The organism is Pseudomonas sp. MDT1-85, assembly GCF_054898065.1.
Window position 1 is genome coordinate 307,920 of record NZ_CM142715.1, and the last position, 24,085, is coordinate 332,004.

A 24,085-nucleotide genomic window follows, 5' to 3' on the forward strand; every position below is an offset into this window, starting at 1 on the left:
CCCCTTAACATTATTGGTTTTGGCAGGGTTGTGGATAACGTGCTTTACGTTCCAGATCGTCGAGGTCGATGTGGTTGCGCATGTACTGCTGGCTGGCGTCCACCAGTGGCTGGTGATCCCAGCTCTTCAGCTTGCCGATGGTCAGGGCGTCGGCGACGAAACGCCGGCGTCGCTGACTGGCGAGCACCTGTTGGTGGATCGCCGGGATATCCCATTTGGCCCGCGCTTCGGCGAGAAACGCCTCGAAAAGCTGCTGATATTGCGGCGACTGGCTGAGTTCTTCCTGTTCCTTCGGATCGTTATGTACATCGAAGAGTAGGCAAGGGTCGTCTTCGCTGTAGATGAATTTGTAGGCACCACGGCGAATCATCATCAACGGGCTGATGGTGCCTTCGGCCATGTACTCGCCGAACACTTCATCGTGACCGCCCTGCCCTTGCAGGTGCGAAACCAGCGAGCGGCCGTCCAGCGGCAGCCCCGGTTCCAGCGAGCCGCCAGCCAATTCGACAAAGGTCGGCAGCAGGTCGGCAGTGGACACCGCCGCGCTGACCCGCCCTGCCCCGAATTGTCCCGGTGCACTGATCAGCAGCGGCACACGGGCAGCCATTTCGTACCAGTGCATTTTGTACCAGAGGCCGCGCTCGCCGAGCATGTCGCCGTGGTCACCGGAGAATACGATGATGGTGTCATCGATCAGCCCGGTTTCTTCGAGTGTTTGCAGAAGTTTGCCGACGTTGCTGTCGATATAACTGCATGCACCGAAGTAGGCACGGCGCGCATCGCGAATCTTATCCACAGGCAGCGGCTTGTCCCACAGGTCATAGACTTTGAGCAAACGCTGGGAATGAGGATCAAGTTGATCCTGTGCGGGTGTTTCGGGCAAAGGGATGTCGGCGTCGTCGTACAGATCCCAGAAAGCTTTGGGAATCGTGTACGGGTCGTGTGGGTGAGTCATCGATACGGTCAGGCAGAACGGTTGATCGCCCTCCTCGCGGATGTGATCGAACAGGTATTGCTGGGCCTTGAACACCACTTCTTCGTCGAAATCCAGCTGATTGGTGCGAACGCAGGGCCCGGCTTGCAGCACCGATGACATGTTGTGGTACCAGGTTGGCCGCACGTCCGGCTCATCCCAGTTCACCGACCAACCGTAATCGGCCGGGTAGATGTCGCTGGTCAGGCGTTCTTCGTAGCCGTGCAATTGGTCCGGACCGCAGAAATGCATCTTGCCCGACAGTGCGGTGCGGTAGCCGAGACGCCGCAGGTAATGGGCATAGGTCGGAACATCGGCGGGGAAATCAGCCGCGTTGTCGTAGGCGCCGATCTTGCTCGGTAACTGACCACTGACCAGAGTAAAACGCGACGGCGCGCAAAGGGGGCTATTGCAATAAGCGGCGTCGAACACCACGCCTTCGGCGGCGAGGCGGCTGAGATTCGGTAGTTTGATGGGCGAAGGGCCGTAGAACGGCAACATTGGCGCGGCCATTTGATCGGCCATGATGAAAAGAATATTTTTGCGCTTCATGTGATCGCGGCATTCCATAGTGGATATTTATGCGAGAGTGCTGTGATCGAGCATGGAGTCCATTAACCTTGTGGTAAAGCCCATGCCAGGCAATGACTAGGATAAGCACAGCTTATGTATGACGCCCTCGGAGATTTGTCCCTGGACCTGCTGCGTGCCTTTGAAGCCGCGGCCCGGCAACGCAGTTTCACCGCCGCCGCGGTGGAGCTCGGCACCACGCAACCGGCCATCAGCCAGCAGATCAAACGACTGGAAGAACAACTCGCGACACGGTTGTTCGACCGTATTTATCGCGGTATTGAACTGACTGAGGCCGGGACCATTCTGTTCGAGCAAGTTCAGCTTGGTTTGCAGAATATCGATGCAGGATTGAGCGCAATCAGCGCACAACAACAGCACGAAGTGTTGCAGGTGGCCACCGACTTCGCCTTCGCGGCGTATTGGCTGATGCCGCGTCTGCACCGCTTCCATACCGCCAACCCTCAAGTGGATGTCAGCCTGGTCACCAGCGAACGCAGCCACAACATGTTGCGAACCGATATCGATGTGGCGGTACTGTTCGGCGATGGCCGGTTCAAGCAAGGCGAGAGCCACTGGCTGTTCAGCGAAGAGGTGTTTCCGGTGTGCAGCCCGCTGCTATTGAAGGACCGTGCCCTGCCCTTGCCGGCTCAGGCATTGCTGGAGTTTCCGCTGCTGCACCTGCGAGGCGAACACAGCAGCAACTGGTTTGACTGGAGCGGCGTGTTTCGCGAACTGGGGATCACTTCAGCCCCCGCGCCGGGGCAACTGCGCTTCGACAATTACACCTTGCTGATTCAGGCGGCGATTGGTGGTCAGGGCGTTGCGATCGGGTGGCGGCACCTTGTGGATAACTTGTTGGCGCAAGGGCTGTTGTGTCGCCCGATTGCCGACACGGTGATTTCCAGGCTGGGCTATTACGTGGTCCTGCCCCAGCGCAAACGGCGTGGGGCATTGATTAAGCTGTTTGTGGATTGGTTGATGGCGGAACAGGCCAGCAGCGCGCAATCGCTCAATGGTCTTCCGTTACCCTCGATTGCGGTGTGAATGCAAAAAGATCGCAGCCTTCGGCAGCTCCTACGGGTGCATGCCGAAGTCTGCGATCTTTTACTATTCCGAAGTCCCGACAAAACTCACATGCTCACCAACATGCAGATTCAGGTGCAGCTCATCGGCAATCCCTACAGCTACCCTGTTCAGTTGTTCCAGCACTGCGGCCAGACCCGGCTCCAGGCTACTGCTGACGTGACTGAAATGCTCGATGGTCAGGCCGGGCACGCGGCGTGGTGCATTCACCAAAGTCCAGTGCAAAGAGCTGCTTTGCAGAGCCTCGCGGATTTCTTCGGCGGCGTGGCGTTGCAACGGGTCTTCTATTTCGGGGTCGTCCAGCACCTCGAAATCGCCCACAACAAACAGCCGGGCAATGCCCGCGGCCTGCATGCCGTCGATCAGTGCATCCACCGCCAGCACCTCTTCGACCGGGCCAGGCACAAAGGATTTTTCAATGTGCTCACTGTTCATCGGCAACCCTGGCGCATTGAGCAGGCAGATCACCGCCGAACGGCCGGCCACGCTTTGTTTGATCCGCGTGGCATCGAACAGATCGCCGGTCTTGGTGCGCAAACCCGGGCGCGGCGCGAGCGCGGTCAGGTCATCGAGAATCGCGATCACTTCATGCTGACGCCGCAGCATTTCTGCCATCAGCGCACTGCCCAAGCTACTCATGGCACCATAAAGCACTACCTTCACCACTGGGGTTTCGGCATTTTTCATGGCCGTGCTCCCTGTTTTCTTGCCTATATGGTGTGTGACCTGCGGGAAGCGGCGAGGGTTCGACAAGGTTTCAGAGGGGTTCAGATGCAAACGATCAAGGGTTACCACGCCCATGTCTATTTCGACGCCAGCACCCTGCCGCAGGCAAGGGCCTTGTGTGAGCAGGCCGCGCAATTGTTTCCGCTGAAGTTGGGGCGCATGCACGAACGCCCGGTCGGCCCGCACCCGGACTGGAGCTGCCAATTGGCTTTCGAGCCGCAACACCTCGGCGCGGTGTTGCCGTGGCTGGCGCTCAACCGCAAGGGATTAGTGATATTCCTGCACCCGGATACCGGCGACGATCTGCTCGACCACACCGAGCATGCAATCTGGATGGGCGCGATCCGGCCGCTGAATCTGTCTGTTTTTTGATCAGAGTTGTTCCTCGGCCTCTCCGGGCAAATGCTCGTCCAGATGCAGCCACGGCAAACGACTGTCCGTCCAGATATGCCGCTCGGCCGGCGCTTGCTCGGGATGGTCGAGGGTGGCGATGGTCACGTCGATGCTCTCGGGGCTCAGCTGCGTCACCAGCGCCAGTTGCGCCCCACAGTTTTGGCAGAAATATCGCACGCAAGTAGACGAAGACTCGTATCGGGACGGCGTACCCGTCATCCATGTAAATGCCGAAGCGGGGACAGTGATCCAGGTGGTCACTATCCCGCCGCTGACCCGCCGGCAAATCGAGCAATGGCAGTGAGCGATGTCGTGCAATGGCCCGCTGAATTGATAGCAGATTTGTCCGCAGTGGCAGCCGCCGGTGTGAAGTTCGCCCATGTCTTTTGCTCCTGACCCCGTGTTTACGGTCTTTCAACCGGGCCGACGGCCGGTTGTACATTCGGTCAATGCTTTCACTCGCGAAAGCTGGCTGAAAGCTTCCCCGATTAGGATCGCCCTCACTGCCGGCAACAGACCGGTTGGCCAATGCGAGTGTTTTATCGCCCGCCCGGTCCATTAAACAACAACAATGGTGATTCTGATGTCCGCTACTACCCGCCTCTTCGCTGTCACTCCGCCCGTACGTCTCGTGCTTCCCGTTCTGCGCTGACCCCATCCGGTTCGCCATTCCCTAGCCGCGCTACGCCTGGAGTATTCCTATGCTGACTTTCCTTGGCTTCGCCATGGTCATCACGTTCATGTTCCTGATCATGACCAAGCGCCTGTCCGCGCTGATCGCTTTGATCATCATCCCGATCATCTTCGCCCTGTTCGGCGGCTTCTCGCCGAAGATCGGCCCGATGATGCTCGAAGGCATCACCAAACTCGCGCCGACCGGCGTCATGCTGATGTTCGCCATTCTCTACTTCGCCCTGATGATCGACTCCGGCCTGTTCGACCCGGCCGTGCGCAAGATCCTCAAACTGGTCAAGGGCGACCCGTTGAAAGTTTCGGTCGGCACCGCCGTACTGGCGCTCGTCGTTTCCCTTGATGGTGACGGCGCGACCACTTATATGATCTGCGTGGCCGCCATGCTGCCGCTCTACAGCCGCATCGGCATGAGCCCGCGGATCATGGCCGGTCTGATCATCCTCGCCGGTGGCGTGATGAACATGACCCCTTGGGGTGGCCCGACGGCTCGTGCGGCCAGTGCGCTGCATGTCGATCCGTCCGACATCTTTGTGCCAATGATTCCAGCAATGCTGGCCGGCGTGGTGGCGATCCTGGCGATTGCCTATTTCTACGGTAAACGCGAGCGTGCACGCCTGGGTGAACTGCACCTGGTCGGTGATGAAGTCGATCACAGCGAAATCAGCGTTTCGCAGTTCCCGGATGCCCGTCGTCCAAAGCTGATCTGGTTTAACGGCGCCCTGACCCTGGCGCTGATGTGCACCCTGGTCGCCGGCCTGTTGCCGCTGCCAGTACTGTTCATGGTGGCGTTCAGTATCGCGATGATCGTCAACTACCCGTGCCTGCAACAGCAGAAGGATCGCGTTGCGGCCCACGCCGGTAGCGTGCTGGCGGTGGTCGGTTTGATCTTTGCCGCGGGTATCTTCACCGGTATCCTGACGGGCACCGGCATGGTTGATGCCATGTCGAAAAGCCTGCTGGCGGTCATCCCCGATTTCCTCGGCCCGTACCTGGCCGTGATCACCGCGCTGGTGAGCATGCCGTTCACGTTCTTCATGTCGAACGATGCATTTTATTACGGCGTGTTACCGGTACTTGCCGAAGCCGCTAGTCATTACGGTATAACCGCAGTGGAAATGGCACGTGCCTCGATCGTCGGTCAGCCCGTCCACTTGCTGAGCCCGCTGGTACCATCGACTTATCTGTTGGTGGCCCTGGCCGGTATCGAATTCGGTGATCACCAGCGGTTCACCTTAAAGTGGGCAGTGCTGGTTTGCCTGTGCATACTGGTGGCTGCGTTGCTGATGGGGATTTTTCCGCTGTTCAGCACTCTATAAGCCCAAGACTCACCATGACGGGTCCAGGCTTTGTTGTCGAAGCCTGGGCCCTTCGTGGTTTAACACATCCTCAAAGGAATACACATGGAATGGCTGACCAACCCTGAAATCTGGGTTGCCTTCTTCACCCTGACTGCCCTGGAGATCGTCCTGGGCATCGACAACATCATCATGATCTCGATCCTGGTCAGCCGCATGCCCAAGCACATGCAGGCGCGCACCCGGATCTTCGGCCTGGCACTGGCCATGATCACGCGGATCCTGTTGCTGCTGTCGATCACCTGGGTCATGCGCCTCACCGCAGACCTGTTCGAAGTGTTCGGCCAGGGTATTTCCGGGCGTGACCTGATCCTGTTCTTCGGTGGTCTGTTCCTGTTGTGGAAGAGCTCGCAAGAGATGTACCACGCCCTGGAAGGCGAAGATGAAAGCCACGACGAGCCGACCGCCAAGGGTGGCAGCTTCCTGTACACCATCATCCAGATTGCGATTATCGACATTGTGTTCTCCCTGGACTCGGTGATCACCGCCGTGGGTATGGTTTCCCACGTACCGGTCATGGTCGCTGCGATCATCGTCGCCGTACTGGTGATGATGCTGGCGGCTGGCACCATCAGCGAATTCATCGACAAGCACCCGTCGCTGAAAATGCTGGCGCTGTCGTTCCTGTTGCTGGTGGGTACCGTGCTGATTGCCGAGTCTTTCGAAGTGCACTTGCCAAAAGGCTACGTCTACTTCGCGATGGCGTTCTCGTTGGCAGTGGAAGCGATCAACATCAAGATGCGTACCGCGATGATGAAAAAGAAGAAGCAACAAGACCCAGTGAAACTGCGCAAGGATGTTCCGGGGCAGTAATCCCGGCGTCTGCCAGCTAGCACCAAACCTGTGGGAGCGGGCTTGCCCGCGAAGACGGAGTATCAGTCGACTTCAATGTTGACTGATACGCCGCTTTCGCGAGCAAGCCCGCTCCCACATTTGTTTGTGCTTATGCCGGGGAATCGAGGCTTTAGTCTCCCAAGCGCGCCTGCGCGCACAGCTATAAAACGGTATGGCGAGCCCTCAAAGATTGACGCACAGAGCTTCGATGGTTAGCGTCCCCCGCTCGCATCAAACGACAATGACAAGGAATGCACATGTCCGGAAAACCAGCCGCACGCGTCACAGACCCCACCACCTGCCCTCTCCCCGGCCACGGCACTAACCCGATTGCCAGCGGTTCGCCCGATGTTTTTTTCGATGGTCTCGCCGCCGCACGGGTCAACGACAAGTGCACCTGCGGCCAGGCTCTCAGTGGCGGGTTCTCCTCAACGGTGTTCATCAACGGTTTGAACGCCATGACCATCGATAGCACTGCGAGCCATGGCGGCGTGGTGATCGGCGGCTCCGGCAGCGTCATCATCGGCGACAGTCACACCCCCGCGCCATTTATCCCGCCCTTGCCGATCATTGGTCAGCCCTTGGTCGAATTCAAAGCCGTCAGCGCCGGCAATGGCGAACCAATTGCCGAACAAGACTACGAAATCGAAACCGCCGAAGGCCGTATCGTCAAAGGCCAGACCAACGCTCAGGGCATGACTCAGAGCGTCGTCACCCTACAGCCCGACCTCGCCGTAGTCCGTTGGACTGTCTGACGCCTCAAGGAAGAATGAAATGACCGGACAATGCATCGCGCCCGACGACCTGGACATGAAAAAACTCTGGGACAGCACCTGCGAACTGCCCGCCTGCAAACGCGAAACCACCAAGGGCGGACCGAACCCGAAAACCCGCGTCGAAGTGCCGTTGCTGACCTGTAATTGCCTGTGGCGCAGGTTTCAGAAAGAAGCCGAAGAATGGGTTGCGCCGGGTGGCGTGCTGATTGCCGACCCGCAAGTGCGCAACCGCAAGATTAATGCGGCCTATGCGCAGTTGTGGCTGGCGGATAACCGGTTTCAGTGGGCGGGATTGGCGGCGTTTGCTTCCAAGCAGGTGGGGTGTGGGTTGATCCATGCCACCAAGTTGCAAACCGCTATCGCGGCACAGAAGGCTGCGCAAGAGAAACTGCGCACCGGTAAGTCGGAAACCATTTTTGAAGGGTTTGGGTTCAAGCTCAGTAAGACCGATCCTGAAGTAGAGAAGGAAGTAGAAAGAGCGCGAGCGGCCAATCCTCTGCCTACCGAAGACATTACCTTTGGCGATAACTCTCGTTCGGTTGTCCAGCAGCAGTTGGACTACGTATATGAAATGCTGGCTCTCGGTAACACCTCGCTGTTTCTGGATGTTTATCCGTTGCATCGGTTTTTTATGGTGCGGGGTTACAAGGAAATGGAGAAATGTTTGAAGAGCCGTCGTGGCATTGTGAAGGATGTGATGTGGCCGATTGCAGGAAAAGTGGAGTTTGGCGCAGATACTCCAGAGATTTACGCAACGTTCAAAGCCATCGACGACGGAGATATCAAGGGTAGCGTCGAGCAAATGGCGACTCACGAACAAGTAAATATCCTGCAACCTGCCATGTACGACGAAACTCATTTCGCCATGCTCATGCGAGGTACACATGGAGGCGATGTCATTTCGGTCGTAACAGGTTTGTTGCCAGGGGCAGCCGAAGAAATCCAGCTTACCCTCGCTAGCCAATGCAAAGCTCCTGACAATAGGAAAGTCGCTTTCGGCAGCAATCCGCTTGCCAACCTTGCCGATAAGAATCAAAGAATGAAGTTTGTCTTACGCGCCGCCAATCAATTTGACGCATTGCTTAAAGAGCCAACCTCCCGCGCAAAGTTGAAGCAATCCATTAGTGACATTGCGAGCGGCGGGGGCAACAGGTGATGCACAAACGAAATACCTACTTTGCTGCTGCCGTTGCGTTGGTGACAGTCATTTTGGCGTTTTATTTCAGCCGTGGCCCGGAACAAATTTCTTTCCATATTGGGAAAAGTTATGACGATGTGGTGCGCGATTCGACATTTCCTGTAAAGAACGAAACCGCCATTTATCCCAGTGAACCACCTCACCCAAGCTCCACTTGGATTAGCACGCCAGTCATTATCACCTTTGATGACAAACAACATGGATTCACATTGCCGCCCACAAAATTCGGTGTGATTGGGTGGTCCGAATTCAAAGCGATCACCCTGTCTACGTCGCCGATGCTGGAAACCTTGCCGTTCGAACAAGCAGTAAAACTCCTTGATGAGCTACAACAAAAGTTTAAACAGGTCGGGTGGGCTCCGGAACCTGTTGAAGGTAACGATTGGCTCAAAATAGAAACAAAAGAGGACCAAGTGCGACTTCAAGCCAAACTCTTTGATCAACTGGACGGCGTCATCTTGTTGATTCCGCACAAGTACAGCTTGATTCTTCACATCAAATGCTATGCCCGCTGCGACGAACGAAACCCCGAGACGGCCAAGTACCTGATCGACGTCGGAATGGGCGAGGATCTCTTCAGCGATTGAAATCTCCCCGATTTCAGGGCTCCTGCGTAGCCCAGCGGGGGGCTCCCTCGCCATAGGGGTTATGTTCATGACAGTTTTGTTTCAATCGCCTCTTTAGCTGTGCGATGCTGGCGCCCAGACCGTTAGCCAACTACAGCTTAAATACACAACGTAGAAAAACGCGCGGCACCGTCGACTTGCCCCATTGGGGCGCTACCACCACAGGGGGCCTGCATGCTCACCCTGCTCAATTTGTTATCGGCCGTGGCCTTGTTGATCTGGGGCACGCACATCGTCCGAACCGGCATCCTGCGGGTTTATGGTTCCAACTTGCGCCATGTGATCGCCCATAACATGTCCAGGCGCTGGCTCGCGTTTGTCGCCGGGATCGCAGTGACCGCCATGGTCCAGAGCAGCAATGCCACCGCCATGCTCGTGACCTCGTTTGTCGGTCAGGGGCTGATGGCGCTGACGCCAGCCTTGGCAACCATGCTCGGTGCCGACGTGGGTACCGCCCTGATGGCGCGGGTACTGACCCTCGACTTGTCGTGGCTGTCGCCGCTGCTGATTTTCCTCGGAGTGATTTTCTTCCTGTCGCGCAAGCAGACCCGGGTAGGACAGATGGGCCGGGTCAGCATCGGTCTGGGGCTGATAATTCTGGCGCTGCAACTGATCGTCGAGGCCGCCGCGCCGATCACTCAGGCGCAAGGGGTGAAGGTCATCTTCGCCTCCCTGACCGGCGATATCTTGCTCGATGCCTTGGTCGGCGCGCTGTTCGCGATGGTTTCCTATTCCAGCCTGGCTGCCGTTTTGCTGACCGCGACTCTCGCCGGTGCCAGCGTGATCAGTTTGCCAGTGGCCATCGGCCTGGTGATCGGCGCCAACATCGGCAGCGGCATTCTGGCTTTCCTCAGCACCAGCATGCAGAACGCGGCCGGCCGTCAGGTGGCGCTCGGCAGCCTGTTGTACAAACTGATTGGCCTGCTGCTGATCATTCCGGTGCTCGACCCGTTGGTGCACTGGATCGACAGCCTCGACTTCAGCCCTCAGGAAATGGTCATCGGCTTCCACCTGCTCTACAACACCGCGCGTTGCCTGATCCTGTTGCCCAGCGTCGGGCCGATGGCCAAACTCTGTGCATGGTTGCTGCCAGAGCGGCCGGACATCAACGGCACGGCCAAACCGCGGCATCTTGACCCGACGGCGTTGGTCACCCCGAGTCTGGCACTGGCCAATGCCGCCCGGGAAACCCTGCGCATCGGCGATCTGGTCGACAGCATGCTCGAAGCCATGCTCGCCGTGCTGCGCGGCAAACAAACCGCTGTCACCCAGGAAGTACGTCGCCTGGCCGATGATGTCGAAGCGCTCTACAGCGCCATCAAGCTCTACCTGGCGCAAATGCCCCGGGAAGACCTCAGCGAGCAGGATAGCCGGCGCTGGGCGGAAACCATCGAATTGGCGATTAACCTGAAACTCGCCAGCGACGTGATCGAACGGATGCTGCGCAAGGTTCAGCAACAGAAAACCTCGCAACGGCGGTCTTTCTCCGAGGACGGTCTGGAGGAGTTGGCGGGGCTGCAAAACCAATTGATTGCTAACCTGCGTCTGGGGTTGTCAGTGTTTCTCAGTTCCGACCCGGAAAGTGCCCGCCAGTTACTGCGTGAGAAACGTCGCTTTCGCGCACAGGAACGCCGCCTTGCCCACGCTCATGTCAGCCGTTTAAACCGTAAGATCGTACAAAGTATCGAGACCAGTTCGCTGCATCTGGAACTGATTGCCGACATGAGACGCTTGAATTCGCTGTTCTGCAGCAGTGCCTATGCGGTGTTGGGCACTTCGGACACCGGCGCTCTGGCGGTCGACGATTTGACTGACATCACTCATTCACCCTGAACGTCCACAGTTGCCTGAAGTCTGTTGAACTTACGCTGGTCGTACGGAAACTCGTTATGCGTTGTCTGCTGTTCGCTTGTCTGTTGCTCGGCTCACTGCCTTCATTTGCCCTGGATCGCTTTCAGGTCGAGGGCTACACCTTGCGCAACGGCCTGCAATTGGTCCTCAAACCGGGCTCCGAGCGCGGGCATGTGGCGATCCGGTTGGTGGTTGGCGTAGGCCTGGATGATTTCAGCTGTGCCGACAAGGAGCTGCCGCATCTGCTCGAACACTTGCTGTTCAGTGGCATCGACGCTACCGGCGAAGGCGGTCTGGAAGAACGCATGCAGGCTCTGGGCGGTGAGTGGAATGCCTATACCAGCAACGCCGACACAACCTTCGTCATCGAAGCCCCGGCGAAAAACCAGCGCAAGGTTCTCGACCTGTTGTTGGCGCTGCTGACCCAGACCCGTATCGACGACACTGCCATCAACGTCGCCAAGCAAGTGGTCGAGCGCGAAGACGGTGGTCATTACTCGCACCTGCAACGCTGGCTGGATCGCCAGGACCTGGGGCACACCGCGAGTAATCAGTTGGCGGTGGAGCTGGGCCTCAAATGCCCCGAGCGCGCGCAAGTCGATCACCTGACCCGCGAGCAACTGGAAAACGTGCGCAAGGCCTGGTACGCGCCTAACAACATGAGCCTGATCGTGGTTGGTGATCTCGACCGCCTGCTGCCGGCCTATCTGGAACGGGCCTATGGCGCGCTCGAAGCGGTTGAGCCTAGCGCTCATCTGCCGTTGCCAGACATTCAAGCCAGCGCGGCCCACGAACGCAATTTGAGTAACGATTTCGTCGGCGGCGGTGCCAAATTGCATTGGCTGGTGCCGGAACCGGTGCTGGAAGACCAGCATGACGAAACCTTCGACATGCTCAAGGACTATCTGGACTGGGCGCTCTATCGCCAATTGCGCCTGGCCCATGGGTTGTCCTATGGGCCATCAGCCGAGCGCGAGGTATTTGGCGCAGTGGGCTTCATGAGCCTGAACGCCGACCTTGATCGCGACGACGTGCTGGCAGCGGAACAGGTGCTGGATGAGCTTAAAGCCGATCTGCTCAAGAACGGCCTCGACGCCGCCACCTTCGCCCGTCTCAAACAAGCCGCCATCGCTCGCCAGACTTGGGCCGTGCAAGGCAACAGCGCTCTGGCGGACTATTACTGGAGCGCCCTTGGCGACTACGAGGACGGCCATTTCGTCAACCCGACCAAGGCGCTGCAAGACGTGACACTGGCCGAGGCGAACAAGGCAATGCGTGAGTTGCTGCTGCAACCGGGGTATCTGCGGATCGAGAAGCCGCTGGTGAGTTATGACCAGGTGATGTGGGCAATTGTCGGGGGCTTTGGGTTGATGGTGCTTGGAATATTGGGTTGGCGCGTTCACCGCAGAAAGTAAGCGTTCCCTGTGGCAAGGCGCAGAACCTGTGGGAGCGTGGCTTGCCCGCGAAGAACGATGACGCGTAATACCTGAAAAACCGCGGTGTATTCTTCGCGGGCAAGCCTCGCTCCTACAGGATCTTCGTCGCGGCATTGGGGCAAGCCCCCTCGCCACAGGGCCTCTCGGGCGGTACCCTGTCGAGGATTTCCCCACGACTATTGTGAATCGCCGAATGCCGAATCTGACCCTGTACGTACAGCGCATCCTCGAATTGATGAAGCGCTATCCCGGGGTCATTGCGCTTGGCGGTTTCATCTCCGGGGTCGGCAGCTTCATGCTGGTGGATCGCCAACAAGGTCTGGCGACGTGGATCACCACTATCATGCTGGTCAGCTGGGTCTGGCTGATGCTGGAAAACAGCCTCACCAAGCTGTTCGCCAGGGTCTTCAAGCGCGAAATACCCCCGCCGCTGCTGCGTTACGCGACGCAGATGATCCATCAGGAAAGCCTGTTCTTCGTCCTCCCGTTCTTTTTAATCACCACCACCTGGAACAGCGGCCAGTTATTCTTCACTGGATTGCTGAGCATGGCGGCACTGATTTCGATCATCGACCCGCTCTACTACAAATGGCTGGCACCGCGCCGCTGGGCGTTTTTGGCGCTGCACACCCTGACCCTGTTCGCGGCCCTGCTGACCGCCCTGCCCGTCATCCTGCACCTGACCACTGCCCAGAGCTTCAAGCTGGCGCTGGGCATTGCCATGGTGCTGTCGTTCCCGAGCCTGGCCTCGATTTTCCCGATTCGCACCGTGCGCAATGCGTTGGCGATCCTCAGCATCACCGTCGGCATCGGCGCCGCCGGTTGGGTGCTGCGTTCCTGGGTTCCGCCGGCGACCCTGTGGATGACCGATGTGGCGATCAGCACTCAAATGCAGGATCGAACTCCCGGCAAGAGTCTGGAAGAAGTCAGCGCCGAACAGATTCGCGGAGGTGGGTTGTACGCGTACACCGCGATCAACGCCCCGCGGGGTCTGGCCGAGCGGATCTATCACGTCTGGATATTCAACGGTAAAGAGGTCGATCGTATTCCTCTGGACATCCACGGCGGGCGCAAGGAAGGCTACCGCGCCTGGACCCACAAGCAGAACTTCCCCGGCAACCCCGCGGGCAAATGGCAGGTTCGGGTGCTCACCGAAGACGGCCAACTGATCGGCGTGTTGCGCTTCAAGGTCATGGACAGCACACCCATCAAAGAAAAGTAAGGGTTCTGCTGCGAGCGTAGTCGTGCGGTTGAATGCGTTGCTGATGCATGGACATGCGGCTCTGAAGACCTACACACATCAATGTGGGAGCGAGCCTGCTCGCGATGAGGTCGGCACATTCAACAATTTTGTTGGCTGTTGAACCGTCATCGCGAGCAGGCTCGCTCCCACAGGGTTCTCGGTTAGCCAAAGAACCAGTAACAAACCCCGATCGCCCCCAACACCCCCGCCAACTCCGCCAGCAACGCACACCCCACCGCATGCCGCGCGCGCTGGATGCCCACCGCGCCGAAGTACACCGCCAGCACATAGAAGGTCGTTTCGGTACTGCCCTGAATCGTCGCCGCCACCAGCGCCGGGAAGCTGTCGACTCCGGAGGTCTTCATGGTTTCGATCAGCATTGCCCGTGCTGCGCTGCCGGAGAAGGGTTTGACCATGGCCGTCGGCAACGCATCGACGAAGCGCGTGTCCCAACCGGCCCACTCCACCAGATGACGAATCCCGTCCAGACCGAAATCCAGCGCCCCGGATGCTCGTAGCACGCCCACGGCACAGAGCATCGCCACCAGATACGGCAGCAGGTTCTTGGCGACGTCGAAGCCTTCTTTGGCGCCTTCGATGAACGCCTCGTAGACCTTCACTTTGCGTAACGCTCCGATCACCAGAAACAGCATGATCAGCCCGAACAGCGTCAGGTTGCCGAGGATCGATGACAGGCTCGCCAGAGCGGTCGCCGAGAGCGTTGCCAGCAGCGCCATGAAACCACCGAGTGTCAGGGCACCGGGAATCATGTATGCCAGCACCACCGGGTCCCACAGGCGCAGGCGCTGCATGACCGCCACCGATAACAGACCGACCAGGGTCGAGCAACTGGTGGCCAGCAGGATCGGCAGGAACACCAGGGTCGGATCAGGCGCGCCTTGCTGGGCACGGTACATGAAGATGGTCACCGGCAGCAGGGTCAGGGAGGAGGCGTTGAGCACCAGAAAAAGGATCTGCGCATTGCTGGCAATCGTGTCGCTGGGGTTGAGGTCCTGTAGCGCACGCATGGCCTTGAGACCGATGGGCGTGGCGGCGTTGTCCAGGCCCAGGCCATTGGCGGCGAAGTTGAGGGTGATCAGGCCGATGGCCGGATGCCCGGCCGGCACTTCCGGCATCAGGCGCAGGAACAAGGGCCCCAGCGCCTTGGCCAGCCAATCGACGATCCCGGCCTTCTCGGCGATCCGCAGAAAGCCCAGCCAGAGGGTGAGGGTGCCGAACAACAGGACCATGACCTCGACCGACAATTTGGCCATGGCGAAAAGGCTTTCCACCATCGCCGCAAAGATCCCGGCGTTACCACCGATCAGCCACTGCGCGAGCGCCGATACGGCCGCCACGATGAAGAAGCCAAGCCACAGGCCATTAAGCATCAGTCAAATCCCCCGGAAGTTGCGGCGAATGATAGCGGGGTAGGCAGAAACGACAAACCCCGGATTTCTCCGGGGTTTGTTTGCGAGATTGCGTCATACACCTAATGTGCATGCTACCTCGTCCTGTAGGAGCGAGGCTTGCCCGCGAATGGGACGCCGCGGTGTTTCAGTTACACCGCGTTATCGTTCTTCGCTGGCAAGCCATGCTCCTACAGGTTTTTGCGTCAGTTGCTGGAAACTTCGCCAACCGGCAGCTTTTCCTTGCTGCGCCAGTGCGGCAGGGAGTTCCAGTAGCGCTCGCCCTTGGCGTCGTCGTACATGCCTTCCCAACGTGCGATGACCAGCACGGCCAAGGCGTTGCCGATCACGTTCAGCGCGGTACGGGCCATGTCCATGATGCGGTCAACACCAGCGATGAACGCCAGGCCTTCCAGTGGAATACCGACGCTGCCCAGAGTAGCCAGCAGCACCACGAAGGACACACCCGGTACGCCGGCGATGCCTTTGGAGGTGACCATCAGCGTCAGCACCAGCAGCAACTGTTGGCTGATCGACAGGTCGATGCCGTAGAGCTGGGCAATGAAGATGGCCGCAATGCTCTGGTACAGGGTCGATCCGTCGAGGTTGAACGAGTAGCCGGTCGGTACCACGAAGCTGCAAATGGCTTTCGGCGCGCCGTAGGCTTCCATTTTCTCGATCACGCGCGGCAGCACGGTTTCGGAACTGGCGGTGGAGTAGGCCAGCACCAATTCATCCTTGAAGATGCGCATCAGCTTGATCACCGAGAAGCCGAACAGGCGAGCGATCAGGCCCAGCACCACGAAGGCGAAGAAGGCGACGGCGAAGTAAACCAGGACGACCAGTTTGGCCAGCGGCAGCAGGGAGGCAAAGCCGAAGTTGGCTACGGTCACCGCGATCAAGGCGAACACACCGATCGGGGCGTAGTTCATGATCATGTGAGTGACCTTGAACATGCTTTCCGATACGCCCTGGAACATCTTCACCAGCGGATCGCGCAGGTCCGATTGCAGGCTCGACAGACCGAGACCGAACAACACGGAGAAGAAGATGATCGGCAGCATCTCGCCGCGGGCCATGGCCGCGAAGATGTTCGACGGGATCAGGTTGAGGATGGTCTGGATGAACGCATGTTCATGCTGAACCTCGGCAGCAGTGGCCTGGTACTTGGAAATATCCACCGTACCGAGGGTGCTCATGTCGATGCCGCTGCCCGGATGAACCACGTTGGCCAGCACCAGACCGACCAGAATGGCGATGGTGGTGACGATTTCGAAGTAAATGATGGTCTTCAGACCGATACGACCGAGTTTCTTCGCGTCGCCCACGCCAGCAATGCCGACGATCAGCGAAGAGATCACAATCGGGATCACAATCATCTTGATCAGACGGATAAAGATATCGCCTGCCGGTTGCAGCACGTTGCTGATCCACCAGGCTTTTTCGGCACTGAAATGGTTGAGCAGTGCACCAATTGCTATCCCCAGAACCAGACCGATGAGGATCTGCCAGGCGAGGCTAAGCTTTGCCTTCTTCATATCTTTACCCTTACTTGCGTTTGACTCAGGCTGATGCATGAACTGAAACACTCGATGGCGAACAGGTCTTGCATCGGCCCCCGTATAAGGTCCCCGCGAGCGAGCATTTACAGCTCTCAGGCAGCGAAAAAGGCGCAACTATTCCGATGCAGGGAAGCGCCGTCTAATGCCGTAAACGCCTACCCTATGCCGAATCGGCATGAGATTTTCTATCTGAAACCCGCGTCCCAACCGGGTTGAATACGACATTCAGGCGGGCATAAGTGCCGTATGCCGGCCATTTCACCGCAGGTCGATGGTTTTTAAATAGGCGGAAATTTAGGAAAAAGCCTACGTTTGGCGGCGAATTTTCTTCTCGGGAAAGTCGGAGCTTTCTCGATATACGGTCAAGAAGAAACACCGCGAAACGGTTTTGCGGGGAATATGCAGCAATAACAGATGAGCTGAATGCTCTAGATCAACGTTTTGCACGTTGAAGCCCTTCCGCAAGTCCGTCGAGTCGCTTTGGCCCCGGCGAACTTGCGTCGCAGCTTTACTTGACCCGGCCCTTGCGCAGGTACTCCCTGTACCCGTAGGTCACTCCGACCCTGAAACAGTCAGAACGTCCCGACCCCTTGGTCATGCGTCTACCGTCCTCGGGTAGCGCAGTGGAAAGAAGCGCTGTGGCCTCTTTCGTGTTTCGAACTTTTTCTTCAGTTATTTCAGCCTCGACCGCGGCGGCCAAAGAAGAAGGAAGCAATAAACATCACCAGGAACACGACAAAGAGAATCTTGGCGATACCCGTGGCGGTGCCCGCGATACCACCGAAGCCCAGTACTGCAGCGATGATGGCAATGATCAGGAATGTGATTGCCCAGCTCAACATGGTGATTCTCCTTACGCTTCTATTTAAAGGTGTTGCGGGTGGTGCTTATCCCGGCGCGTTGAGCGCGCCAAGTTCGATTGCTTAAAACACCCAACGCTCCTGAGGCGTCTCGACCACAGGCTGGGCCTGGTCGACGTCCATCATTCGCATCGAGTCGCTGTCAGCCGGGTTGCTGACGGCACTAAAGTGGGTTTGGGGGGCGTGGGGAATCGACAGGTGCGGCGGCGTCTCTGGCGGCTGGCTCTGTTCCCAACGCAAGAACTGCTGGCCGCCAATCAAGGTAATCAACAATGCCAGCAGGGCGAACAAGCCTTGCTGGATATGCAATGGCGAGATACGCAATTGGGCGGCACCTTGGCGATTCATCCTGAAGTTCCTCCCACTGTGGGGTAGGTAGGCGGGCACTGATTTATTAAATGCCCTGATGACTCAGATACCTGCAGCCTGCATGCCACCTTTTTGTTGGGTTTAATACCATTAAAATCAATGAGTTACATGATCTGTTAAAATCGGTTTAGACGCATCCTGCACGATGGCCCATTCAAGGCCGTGCGTAATGCACGATGAATTCGCCGAAACTTTCAATATTTTTGGAATTGAACGAAGGGCGCGGATGTCAGAAAGGGACGCAGGCAATCGCCAAAGAACGGTTCATTAATAAAAAATTAAATAAATCAGTGGTTTATCTTGTGGCGAAGCAGATAGCTCCGCTGATGTGGCTGAAATCGACCACAATCAATCATGCAAGTTGCCCGATTTTTCCGGGCCTAACCAAATTCCACAATTAAAGGAGCGTAGGGACATGGAATCAGCCACTGAGCATCAAGGCCGCATTCTGCTGGTGGACGACGAGTCCGCGATCCTCCGAACCTTTCGCTATTGCCTCGAAGACGAAGGCTACAGCGTGGCCACCGCGACCAGCGCTGCTCAGGCCGAAGCCTTGTTGCAGCGCCAGGTTTTCGATCTGTGTTTCCTCGATTTGCGCCTGGGTGAAGATAACGGCCTGGATGTGCTGGCCCAGATGCGTATTCAGGCGCCCTGGATGCGAGTAGTCATTGTCACTGCTCACTCGGCCGTGGACACCGCAGTGGATGCGATTCAGGCGGGTGCCGCCGACTATCTGGTCAAACCTTGCAGCCCCGACCAGTTGCGTCTGGCCACTGCCAAACAGTTGGAAGTACGCCAACTCTCGGCGCGGCTGGAAGCTCTCGAAGGTGAAGTGCGAAAACCCAAGGAGGGACTGGATTCCTATAGTCCGGCCATGAAAGTGGTGCTCGAAACCGCGCGCCAGGTCGCCAGTACCGACGCCAATATCCTGCTTCTTGGCGAGTCCGGCACCGGTAAAGGTGAGCTGTCGCGGGCGATTCACGGCTGGAGCAAACGCCAGAAGAAATCCTGCGTCACCATCAATTGCCCATCCCTGACTGCCGAATTAATGGACAGCGAGCTTTTCGGACATAGCCGTGGCGCATTCACCGGTGCCAGTGAAAGCACTTTGGGGCGCGTTAATCAGGCTGACGGCGGAACGCTGTTTCTCGACGAAATCGGCGATTTTCCGCTAACTTTGCAGCCAAAGTTGCTGCGTTTCATCCAAGACAAGGAGTACGAACGCGTGGGTGACCCAGTGACCCGTCGCGCTGACGTGCGAATTCTCGCAGCGACTAACCTCAACCTGGAAGACATGGTGCGTGAGGGTCGTTTTCGGGAAGATTTGCTCTATCGCCTGAATGTCATAACCTTGCACTTGCCGCCGCTTCGCGAGCGCAGGGAAGACATTCTGAGCCTGGCTGACCGTTTCCTGGCGCGCTTCGTCAAGGAATACTCGCGTCCGGCCCGATGCTTCAGCGACGAGTCCCGCGAAGCGCTGCTCAGCTACCGCTGGCCGGGCAACATTCGCGAGCTGCGCAACGTGGTGGAGCGCGCGAGCATTATTTGTCCGCAGGAGCGGGTAGAGCTCAGCCACTTGGGCATGGCCGAGACCCCGACCAACCACACGCCGCGCATTGGTGCTGCGCTGAGCCTGGATGAATTGGAAAAAGCTCACATTGGCGCGGTCCTCGCCACGGCCGACACGCTGGATCAGGCGGCCAAGACCCTGGGTATCGATGCCTCGACCCTGTACCGCAAACGCAAGCAGTACAACCTGTGAGTCGTAATCGATGAAACTGGCGATGACGTTGCGCACCCGGCTGTTTCTGAGTATTTCCGCACTGATTACCGTGGCGCTGCTCGGGCTCTTGCTCGGGCTGGTCAGCGTGATGCAGATGGCAGGGACTCAGGAAGCCCTGCTCCGTGACAACTTTGTCAAGCTGGATCTGGGATTGAAGCTGCGTCAGACCCTGGGTGATCAACTGATCATCGTGCTTGGCGAGAACCCTGACCCTGCTGCGTTCGAGGCATCCAGCAGGCACTCCCTTGAATTGCTTGACGAAGGCATTGCTCACGAGCCGTCCAGCGAAGGTGTCCAATATGGTTTCAGAAAGGCCAAGGCTGATTATCAGAGCTTGTTGCAGGCCTTTGATCTTTCCCACGCTCCGGTACAGGTAGTCAGTGATGACGGGGATCTCACGGAAAAATTCAACGCGTTGCGTAACGGTTTGATCTCTGAACAGAAGCGCGCACTGGATAACATCACTGAGATCGAGCGCCAGGCCCGGGAGCGAGCACTGTTGATTGCCGGCCTGCTTGGATTGGTCGGCGTGGCAGTGTTGTTCATCGGGTTCATTACCGCCCATGCGATCGCCCGGCGTTTTGGGGCTCCGATCGAGGCTCTGGTGCAGGCAGCTGACAATATCGGCCAGGGCAATTTCGAAGTGACTCTGCCGATTTCTTCCGCGGTGGAAATGAACCAGTTGACCCGGCGTTTCGGGATCATGGCCGAGGCCTTGCGTGAGCACCAGGCTACCAATATCGACGAACTGCTCGCCGGCCAGCAACGTTTGCAAGCGGTACTCGACAGCATTGACGACGGTTTGCTGATTATCGATCGTCAAGGTCATCTCGAACACCTCAACCCGGTGGCTCAGCGCCAGTTAGGCTGGGACACCGATCGTTTCGGCCAAGGGCTGGGCGCGGCGCTTGAGCGTCCCGAGCTGGATGAACAACTGCAACTGGTATTGCGCGGCGGCACGCTGGACCGAGCGCCGGACGACTTGAGCATCGAGGTCGATGGGGAGTCGCGATTGCTGACGTATAGCCTGACGCCGGTCAGCCATACTCAGGGTCATATTCTCGGCGCCGTGATGGTGTTGCATGACGTCACCGAACAGCGTGCCTTTGAAAGAGTACGCAGCGAGTTCGTCCTGCGCGCCTCCCATGAGTTGCGCACGCCGGTTACCGGGATGCACATGGCATTCGGCCTGTTCCGCGAGCGGACGCATTTTGCCGAAGACTCCCGCGAAGCCGACCTGCTGGACACCGTCAACGAAGAAATGCAGCGCCTGATGCAGTTGATCAACGACCTGCTGAATTTCTCTCGCTATCAAAACGGCCTGCAAAAACTCACGCTGGCACCGTGCTCCATCGAAGACTTGCTGGATCAGGCCAAGATGCGTTTTGCCGGGCCGGCGCAAGAGAAGGGCATCGAGCTGCTGGTGGAAGTGCAGGGACCGTTGCCGCGGCTGCAAGCAGATCAGGCACAACTGGAACGGGTGCTCGATAACCTGATTGACAACGCCTTGCGCCATACCTCCCACGACGGACTGATACGTTTGCAGGCCCGGCGCCATGGTGAGCGGATGATTATCAGCGTCGAGGACAACGGCGAAGGCATTGCCTACGGCCAGCAAGGACGGATCTTCGAGCCCTTTGTTCAGGTTGGCCGCAAAAAGGGCGGTGCCGGGCTGGGTCTGGCGCTGTGCAAGGAAATCGTGCAGCTGCACGGCGGGCGGATGGGGGTCTATTCGCGGCCGGGGCAGGGTACGCAGTTCTACATGGCGCTGGCGATATAAACCGCAGCCCTCTCAGGCTTCGTCATCCAGGCGTCGCGTGGTCAGTCGGCGGCCACGGGTAATCAGTTCGATGAACTGCACGGCGCTCAGTGCGTGGGCGAACAGCCAGCCCTGACCGAACTTCACCCCTTCGCTGCTCAGAAAAACCGCTTGGGCTTCGTGTTCGATACCTTCGGCAATCACTTTGAGTTGCAGCGCCTGAGCCATGCGAATGATGTGCGGTGCCACGCCACTGCTGGCGGCATCATGGCCCAGCGCGTCGATAAACGCCTTGTCGATTTTCAGGCAGTCCACCGGTAGGGTTTGCAGGTAGGCGAGGCTGCAATAGCCGGTGCCAAAATCGTCGATCAGCACTTGATGCCCGACATCCCGCAGGGCTTGCAGGTTTTCTCTGGCCACCACCACATCCACCAATCCGCGCTCGGTCACTTCAAAGGCAATCTGCCTGGCCGCCACTCGGTGCACGCTCAGCAGGCGCGCCATCACCTGACCGATACGCGGCACCATGACATCGCAGGCCGCCAGATTGACCGAGATGTACAGCTGCGGATTGGACCGCAACAGTTGCCCGAGCTGTTCCAGCAAGCGCTGCAATACAAAGTCGGTCATCTGGCGGATCTGGCCGGTATTCTCCGCCATTGGAATGAACAGGTCGGGACTGGTCAGCGTGCCATCCGGCCTTCGCCAGCGCAGCAGGGCTTCGGCACCGACGCAGTTGCGGCTGTCGAGGTCGAAGATCGGTTGATACAACACCTGCAACTCGCCTCGCCGCATGGCGCCTTGCAGTTCCGCATCCAGCGACTGACGCTGGCGCACCAGCAAAAACACCAGAATGCCTACACAGGCACTCAGCGCCAGGCTAGCCGGCAGTAGCCACCACCATACCGCCGGCACATGCATCCCGGAGCGCGGTGTGATCAGTACCAGTTGATATTCGGGGGTGTTAGTGGGCATTCGGTAAATCAGGCGGGTATGAGTAACTTGCAGCGCATCGCGGCTTTTCGGGGGCCAGGGTTCCGCCGGGGGCCATGTCTGCGCGACACCGAGTACCGGAACCGCCCGGGTGCCGTGATCGAGCACCACCAACAGGCTGCTTCCCGGTGACAGATCGACCATGTCGGTCAAATGCCCGCGAGAAGTTGCCACCCGGAAATTACCGCGCCCAAGCATTAGTGCGGCGCGGTTCTCATCGGGTTCGGTGGTGGTGTTCAGCCAATAGCTGTAGGTAGGGCCCTTGATGTCCGGCGGTCGGATCAGCGATACCCCTTCCTGGCGGGGGCGGTTGGAGCAGATTCGCGAAGTGTCCATATAAGCGGCTTCATAAACGAAGCGGTAATTGAAGCTGACCTGCTGCAGGGTGGCGATCATGTCATCGTCACAACCTCGCAGAGGCTGGGCTTCCAGGTCATCGAGGCTTTCGCGCAGCTGTCCAAACAGTTGCTCGAGACGGGCGAGGAAGCGCTCACCTTGAGCATTCATTTCCTGGCTCTCGTTGTGCTCGACCTGATGCATCGCCACAAACAAACTGCCGACCGTTAGAAGCGTTGCGCTCAAGGCAGTAGCCAGCATCGCCAAAAACCAAGGGCGATAGAACCAACTATGCAGTCTCTCCCGAGCAGCAGTCATCATGGAATATCCGAAGAATTACCAATGAGTTATAGCTGCTGATTTGGAAGAAGCGCTGACCGTCGGGCGGTCGTCATTATTTTGTCTGATTCAACACCTGAAGAATAGCCGCGGTTTGTGCGTCCGGTGTACCGTCGAAACGGGATGGGCGAAAATGCAGCTGGAAGGCCGCCAGTACATTGCGTGTCGCTACATCCAGTTCGCCGGTTTGCGGCGTGGCATAGCCCAAGCGGGCAAGCTGCCCCTGAAACCAACTGATAGTGGGTAATTGCACGGCGAACTGCGCTTGCTGCCGCGCCACGGCCTGCTCGTTCGGCCATATTCCCAAGCCTTCGGCAGCGAGGCGCTTCCAGGGAAACAGGGGGCCGGGGTCGAGCTTGCGCATCGGTGCGATGTCGCTATGGCCAATGATATGGCGGGGGCTGATGCCTTGGCGTTTGCTGATGTCCTTGAGCAGGAAGATCATCGACTGAATCTGGGCTTCGCTGTAGGGATACCAAAGACGACCGTTCGGGGTGTCCTCAAAGCCCTGATTGACGATCTCGATACCAATAGAGCTGGAGTTCAGCCAGGTCCGGCCTTGCCATTCGCTTTCGCCAGCGTGCCAGGCCCGGAAATTTTCATCCATGAGCTTATAAATAGTGGCGCGCTTGTCGTCGCTAATCAGGTAGTGGCTGCTGACTTCGCCATGGGTCAGCAATTGCAGCGAGGTTTCCAGGGATGCGGAGGTGTAATGCATCACCACGAACTGAATACGACTGTCGTGATTGGCTGAAGGGTGGCTGGTATCGATTCGGGGGCCGCTGGCACAACCGGCTAATAGAAGCAGCGACGCAATAAGGACAAGACATTTCATGGCAAGGGCAATACACGCGAGACAATAATGCAACAGTGTAACGTATTGCCTTGCGGCGCTGACGGCAAAAAATGCACCTT

At 58.1% G+C, this 24,085-nt stretch carries 21 protein-coding genes; 12 read left to right on the top strand and 9 right to left on the bottom strand.

From position 1 onward, the window contains the following. Positions 1-10: 10 nt before the first annotated feature. A complete protein-coding gene (gene betC / locus ACYZT2_RS01435; RefSeq protein ID WP_461969511.1) occupies positions 11-1,525 on the bottom strand; it encodes a choline-sulfatase in 1,515 nt (504 codons plus the stop codon). 114 nt (positions 1,526-1,639) lie between these two features. On the opposite strand from betC, the gene ACYZT2_RS01440 reads away from it, so the two are divergent. Next, on the top strand, positions 1,640-2,590 hold the full coding sequence (locus ACYZT2_RS01440) for a choline sulfate utilization transcriptional regulator (RefSeq protein WP_461969513.1): 951 nt from the start codon (positions 1,640-1,642) through the stop codon (positions 2,588-2,590). Positions 2,591-2,653: 63 nt separating this feature from the next. Here the strand turns inward: ACYZT2_RS01440 and ACYZT2_RS01445 are convergent, their stop codons facing one another. After that, entirely contained in the window at positions 2,654-3,316 is a 663-nt protein-coding gene (locus ACYZT2_RS01445) for an NAD(P)-dependent oxidoreductase (RefSeq protein WP_461969515.1), read from the bottom strand. An 84-nt stretch (positions 3,317-3,400) separates the two neighbouring features. Here ACYZT2_RS01445 and ACYZT2_RS01450 point away from each other — a divergent pair, with 84 nt between their 5' ends. Continuing rightward, complete coding sequence (locus ACYZT2_RS01450) at positions 3,401-3,727, top strand: DOPA 4,5-dioxygenase family protein (RefSeq protein WP_461969517.1); 327 nt, start codon at positions 3,401-3,403, stop codon at positions 3,725-3,727. On the opposite strand, the gene ACYZT2_RS01455 is transcribed toward ACYZT2_RS01450, so the two are convergent. After that, the gene (locus ACYZT2_RS01455; protein ID WP_461969519.1) at positions 3,728-4,129 is read right to left on the bottom strand and encodes a GFA family protein; all 402 of its coding nucleotides are present in this window, start codon (positions 4,127-4,129) and stop codon (positions 3,728-3,730) included. A gap of 320 nt (positions 4,130-4,449) precedes the next feature. Between ACYZT2_RS01455 and ACYZT2_RS01460 the strand changes: the two genes are divergently transcribed. The 8 genes from ACYZT2_RS01460 (at position 4,450) to ACYZT2_RS01495 (ending at position 13,739) form a co-directional block, all read left to right on the top strand. Then, complete coding sequence (locus ACYZT2_RS01460) at positions 4,450-5,757, top strand: CitMHS family transporter (protein WP_310660869.1); 1,308 nt, start codon at positions 4,450-4,452, stop codon at positions 5,755-5,757. An 84-nt stretch (positions 5,758-5,841) separates the two neighbouring features. Next, positions 5,842-6,609, top strand: a complete 768-nt coding sequence (locus ACYZT2_RS01465) for a TerC family protein (RefSeq protein ID WP_461969522.1) — start codon at positions 5,842-5,844, stop codon at positions 6,607-6,609. 278 nt (positions 6,610-6,887) lie between these two features. Beyond that, on the top strand, positions 6,888-7,385 hold the full coding sequence (locus tag ACYZT2_RS01470) for a PAAR domain-containing protein (protein WP_461969524.1): 498 nt from the start codon (positions 6,888-6,890) through the stop codon (positions 7,383-7,385). Positions 7,386-7,404: 19 nt separating this feature from the next. Continuing rightward, complete coding sequence (locus ACYZT2_RS01475) at positions 7,405-8,562, top strand: DUF2515 family protein (protein ID WP_461969526.1); 1,158 nt, start codon at positions 7,405-7,407, stop codon at positions 8,560-8,562. Beyond that, entirely contained in the window at positions 8,562-9,191 is a 630-nt protein-coding gene (locus ACYZT2_RS01480; protein ID WP_461969528.1) for a hypothetical protein, read from the top strand. Before ACYZT2_RS01475 ends, ACYZT2_RS01480 begins: the two co-directional genes overlap by 1 nt. Positions 9,192-9,404: 213 nt before the next feature. After that, on the top strand, positions 9,405-11,063 hold the full coding sequence (locus tag ACYZT2_RS01485; RefSeq protein ID WP_461969530.1) for a Na/Pi cotransporter family protein: 1,659 nt from the start codon (positions 9,405-9,407) through the stop codon (positions 11,061-11,063). A 56-nt stretch (positions 11,064-11,119) separates the two neighbouring features. Then, positions 11,120-12,496, top strand: a complete 1,377-nt coding sequence (locus ACYZT2_RS01490) for a M16 family metallopeptidase (RefSeq protein ID WP_461969532.1) — start codon at positions 11,120-11,122, stop codon at positions 12,494-12,496. Between the two features lie 214 nt (positions 12,497-12,710). Further along, complete coding sequence (locus ACYZT2_RS01495) at positions 12,711-13,739, top strand: DUF5924 family protein (RefSeq protein ID WP_461969534.1); 1,029 nt, start codon at positions 12,711-12,713, stop codon at positions 13,737-13,739. A 182-nt stretch (positions 13,740-13,921) separates the two neighbouring features. On the opposite strand, the gene ACYZT2_RS01500 is transcribed toward ACYZT2_RS01495, so the two are convergent. The 4 genes from ACYZT2_RS01500 to ACYZT2_RS01515 form a co-directional block, all read right to left on the bottom strand. Next, positions 13,922-15,151 carry a nucleoside recognition domain-containing protein gene (locus ACYZT2_RS01500; RefSeq protein ID WP_461969536.1) on the bottom strand — a complete coding sequence of 410 codons (1,230 nt, stop codon included), beginning with the start codon at positions 15,149-15,151 and terminating at the stop codon, positions 13,922-13,924. Positions 15,152-15,375: 224 nt separating this feature from the next. Beyond that, positions 15,376-16,707, bottom strand: a complete 1,332-nt coding sequence (gene gltP / locus ACYZT2_RS01505; protein WP_461969538.1) for a glutamate/aspartate:proton symporter GltP — start codon at positions 16,705-16,707, stop codon at positions 15,376-15,378. A gap of 701 nt (positions 16,708-17,408) precedes the next feature. Next, positions 17,409-17,573 carry a DUF1328 domain-containing protein gene (locus tag ACYZT2_RS01510; RefSeq protein ID WP_003177151.1) on the bottom strand — a complete coding sequence of 55 codons (165 nt, stop codon included), beginning with the start codon at positions 17,571-17,573 and terminating at the stop codon, positions 17,409-17,411. Between the two features lie 81 nt (positions 17,574-17,654). Next, complete coding sequence (locus tag ACYZT2_RS01515) at positions 17,655-17,939, bottom strand: hypothetical protein (RefSeq protein ID WP_461969540.1); 285 nt, start codon at positions 17,937-17,939, stop codon at positions 17,655-17,657. A 436-nt stretch (positions 17,940-18,375) separates the two neighbouring features. On the opposite strand from ACYZT2_RS01515, the gene algB reads away from it, so the two are divergent. Together algB and ACYZT2_RS01525 are read left to right on the top strand one after the other, a co-directional pair. Further along, complete coding sequence (gene algB / locus ACYZT2_RS01520) at positions 18,376-19,722, top strand: sigma-54-dependent response regulator transcription factor AlgB (RefSeq protein ID WP_461969542.1); 1,347 nt, start codon at positions 18,376-18,378, stop codon at positions 19,720-19,722. A 10-nt stretch (positions 19,723-19,732) separates the two neighbouring features. Beyond that, positions 19,733-21,523: an ATP-binding protein gene (locus ACYZT2_RS01525; protein WP_461969544.1), complete on the top strand. Its 1,791-nt coding sequence runs from the start codon at positions 19,733-19,735 to the stop codon at positions 21,521-21,523. Positions 21,524-21,535: 12 nt separating this feature from the next. Here ACYZT2_RS01525 and ACYZT2_RS01530 read toward each other — a convergent pair whose 3' ends face one another. Beyond that, complete coding sequence (locus ACYZT2_RS01530; protein ID WP_461969546.1) at positions 21,536-23,152, bottom strand: EAL domain-containing protein; 1,617 nt, start codon at positions 23,150-23,152, stop codon at positions 21,536-21,538. Between the two features lie 73 nt (positions 23,153-23,225). Beyond that, the gene (locus tag ACYZT2_RS01535) at positions 23,226-24,005 is read right to left on the bottom strand and encodes an N-acetylmuramoyl-L-alanine amidase (protein ID WP_461969548.1); all 780 of its coding nucleotides are present in this window, start codon (positions 24,003-24,005) and stop codon (positions 23,226-23,228) included. Between the last annotated feature and the right edge of the window lie 80 nt (positions 24,006-24,085).

What these genes read in the sequence shown, in the direction of transcription:
- ACYZT2_RS01535 (WP_461969548.1), bottom strand. Translation starts at nt 24,005, where the DNA reads ATGAAATGTCTTGTCCTTATTGCGTCGCTGCTTCTATTAGCCGGTTGT.
- ACYZT2_RS01450 (WP_461969517.1), top strand. Translation starts at nt 3,401, where the DNA reads ATGCAAACGATCAAGGGTTACCACGCCCATGTCTATTTCGACGCCAGC.
- ACYZT2_RS01510 (WP_003177151.1), bottom strand. Translation starts at nt 17,573, where the DNA reads ATGTTGAGCTGGGCAATCACATTCCTGATCATTGCCATCATCGCTGCA.
- ACYZT2_RS01475 (WP_461969526.1), top strand. Translation starts at nt 7,405, where the DNA reads ATGACCGGACAATGCATCGCGCCCGACGACCTGGACATGAAAAAACTC.
- ACYZT2_RS01490 (WP_461969532.1), top strand. Translation starts at nt 11,120, where the DNA reads ATGCGTTGTCTGCTGTTCGCTTGTCTGTTGCTCGGCTCACTGCCTTCA.
- ACYZT2_RS01500 (WP_461969536.1), bottom strand. Translation starts at nt 15,151, where the DNA reads ATGCTTAATGGCCTGTGGCTTGGCTTCTTCATCGTGGCGGCCGTATCG.
- ACYZT2_RS01525 (WP_461969544.1), top strand. Translation starts at nt 19,733, where the DNA reads ATGAAACTGGCGATGACGTTGCGCACCCGGCTGTTTCTGAGTATTTCC.
- ACYZT2_RS01515 (WP_461969540.1), bottom strand. Translation starts at nt 17,939, where the DNA reads ATGAATCGCCAAGGTGCCGCCCAATTGCGTATCTCGCCATTGCATATC.
- ACYZT2_RS01480 (WP_461969528.1), top strand. Translation starts at nt 8,562, where the DNA reads ATGCACAAACGAAATACCTACTTTGCTGCTGCCGTTGCGTTGGTGACA.
- ACYZT2_RS01455 (WP_461969519.1), bottom strand. Translation starts at nt 4,129, where the DNA reads ATGGGCGAACTTCACACCGGCGGCTGCCACTGCGGACAAATCTGCTAT.
- ACYZT2_RS01440 (WP_461969513.1), top strand. Translation starts at nt 1,640, where the DNA reads ATGTATGACGCCCTCGGAGATTTGTCCCTGGACCTGCTGCGTGCCTTT.
- algB (WP_461969542.1), top strand. Translation starts at nt 18,376, where the DNA reads ATGGAATCAGCCACTGAGCATCAAGGCCGCATTCTGCTGGTGGACGAC.
- ACYZT2_RS01470 (WP_461969524.1), top strand. Translation starts at nt 6,888, where the DNA reads ATGTCCGGAAAACCAGCCGCACGCGTCACAGACCCCACCACCTGCCCT.
- ACYZT2_RS01530 (WP_461969546.1), bottom strand. Translation starts at nt 23,152, where the DNA reads ATGATGACTGCTGCTCGGGAGAGACTGCATAGTTGGTTCTATCGCCCT.
- betC (WP_461969511.1), bottom strand. Translation starts at nt 1,525, where the DNA reads ATGAAGCGCAAAAATATTCTTTTCATCATGGCCGATCAAATGGCCGCG.
- ACYZT2_RS01485 (WP_461969530.1), top strand. Translation starts at nt 9,405, where the DNA reads ATGCTCACCCTGCTCAATTTGTTATCGGCCGTGGCCTTGTTGATCTGG.
- gltP (WP_461969538.1), bottom strand. Translation starts at nt 16,707, where the DNA reads ATGAAGAAGGCAAAGCTTAGCCTCGCCTGGCAGATCCTCATCGGTCTG.
- ACYZT2_RS01465 (WP_461969522.1), top strand. Translation starts at nt 5,842, where the DNA reads ATGGAATGGCTGACCAACCCTGAAATCTGGGTTGCCTTCTTCACCCTG.
- ACYZT2_RS01495 (WP_461969534.1), top strand. Translation starts at nt 12,711, where the DNA reads ATGCCGAATCTGACCCTGTACGTACAGCGCATCCTCGAATTGATGAAG.
- ACYZT2_RS01460 (WP_310660869.1), top strand. Translation starts at nt 4,450, where the DNA reads ATGCTGACTTTCCTTGGCTTCGCCATGGTCATCACGTTCATGTTCCTG.
- ACYZT2_RS01445 (WP_461969515.1), bottom strand. Translation starts at nt 3,316, where the DNA reads ATGAAAAATGCCGAAACCCCAGTGGTGAAGGTAGTGCTTTATGGTGCC.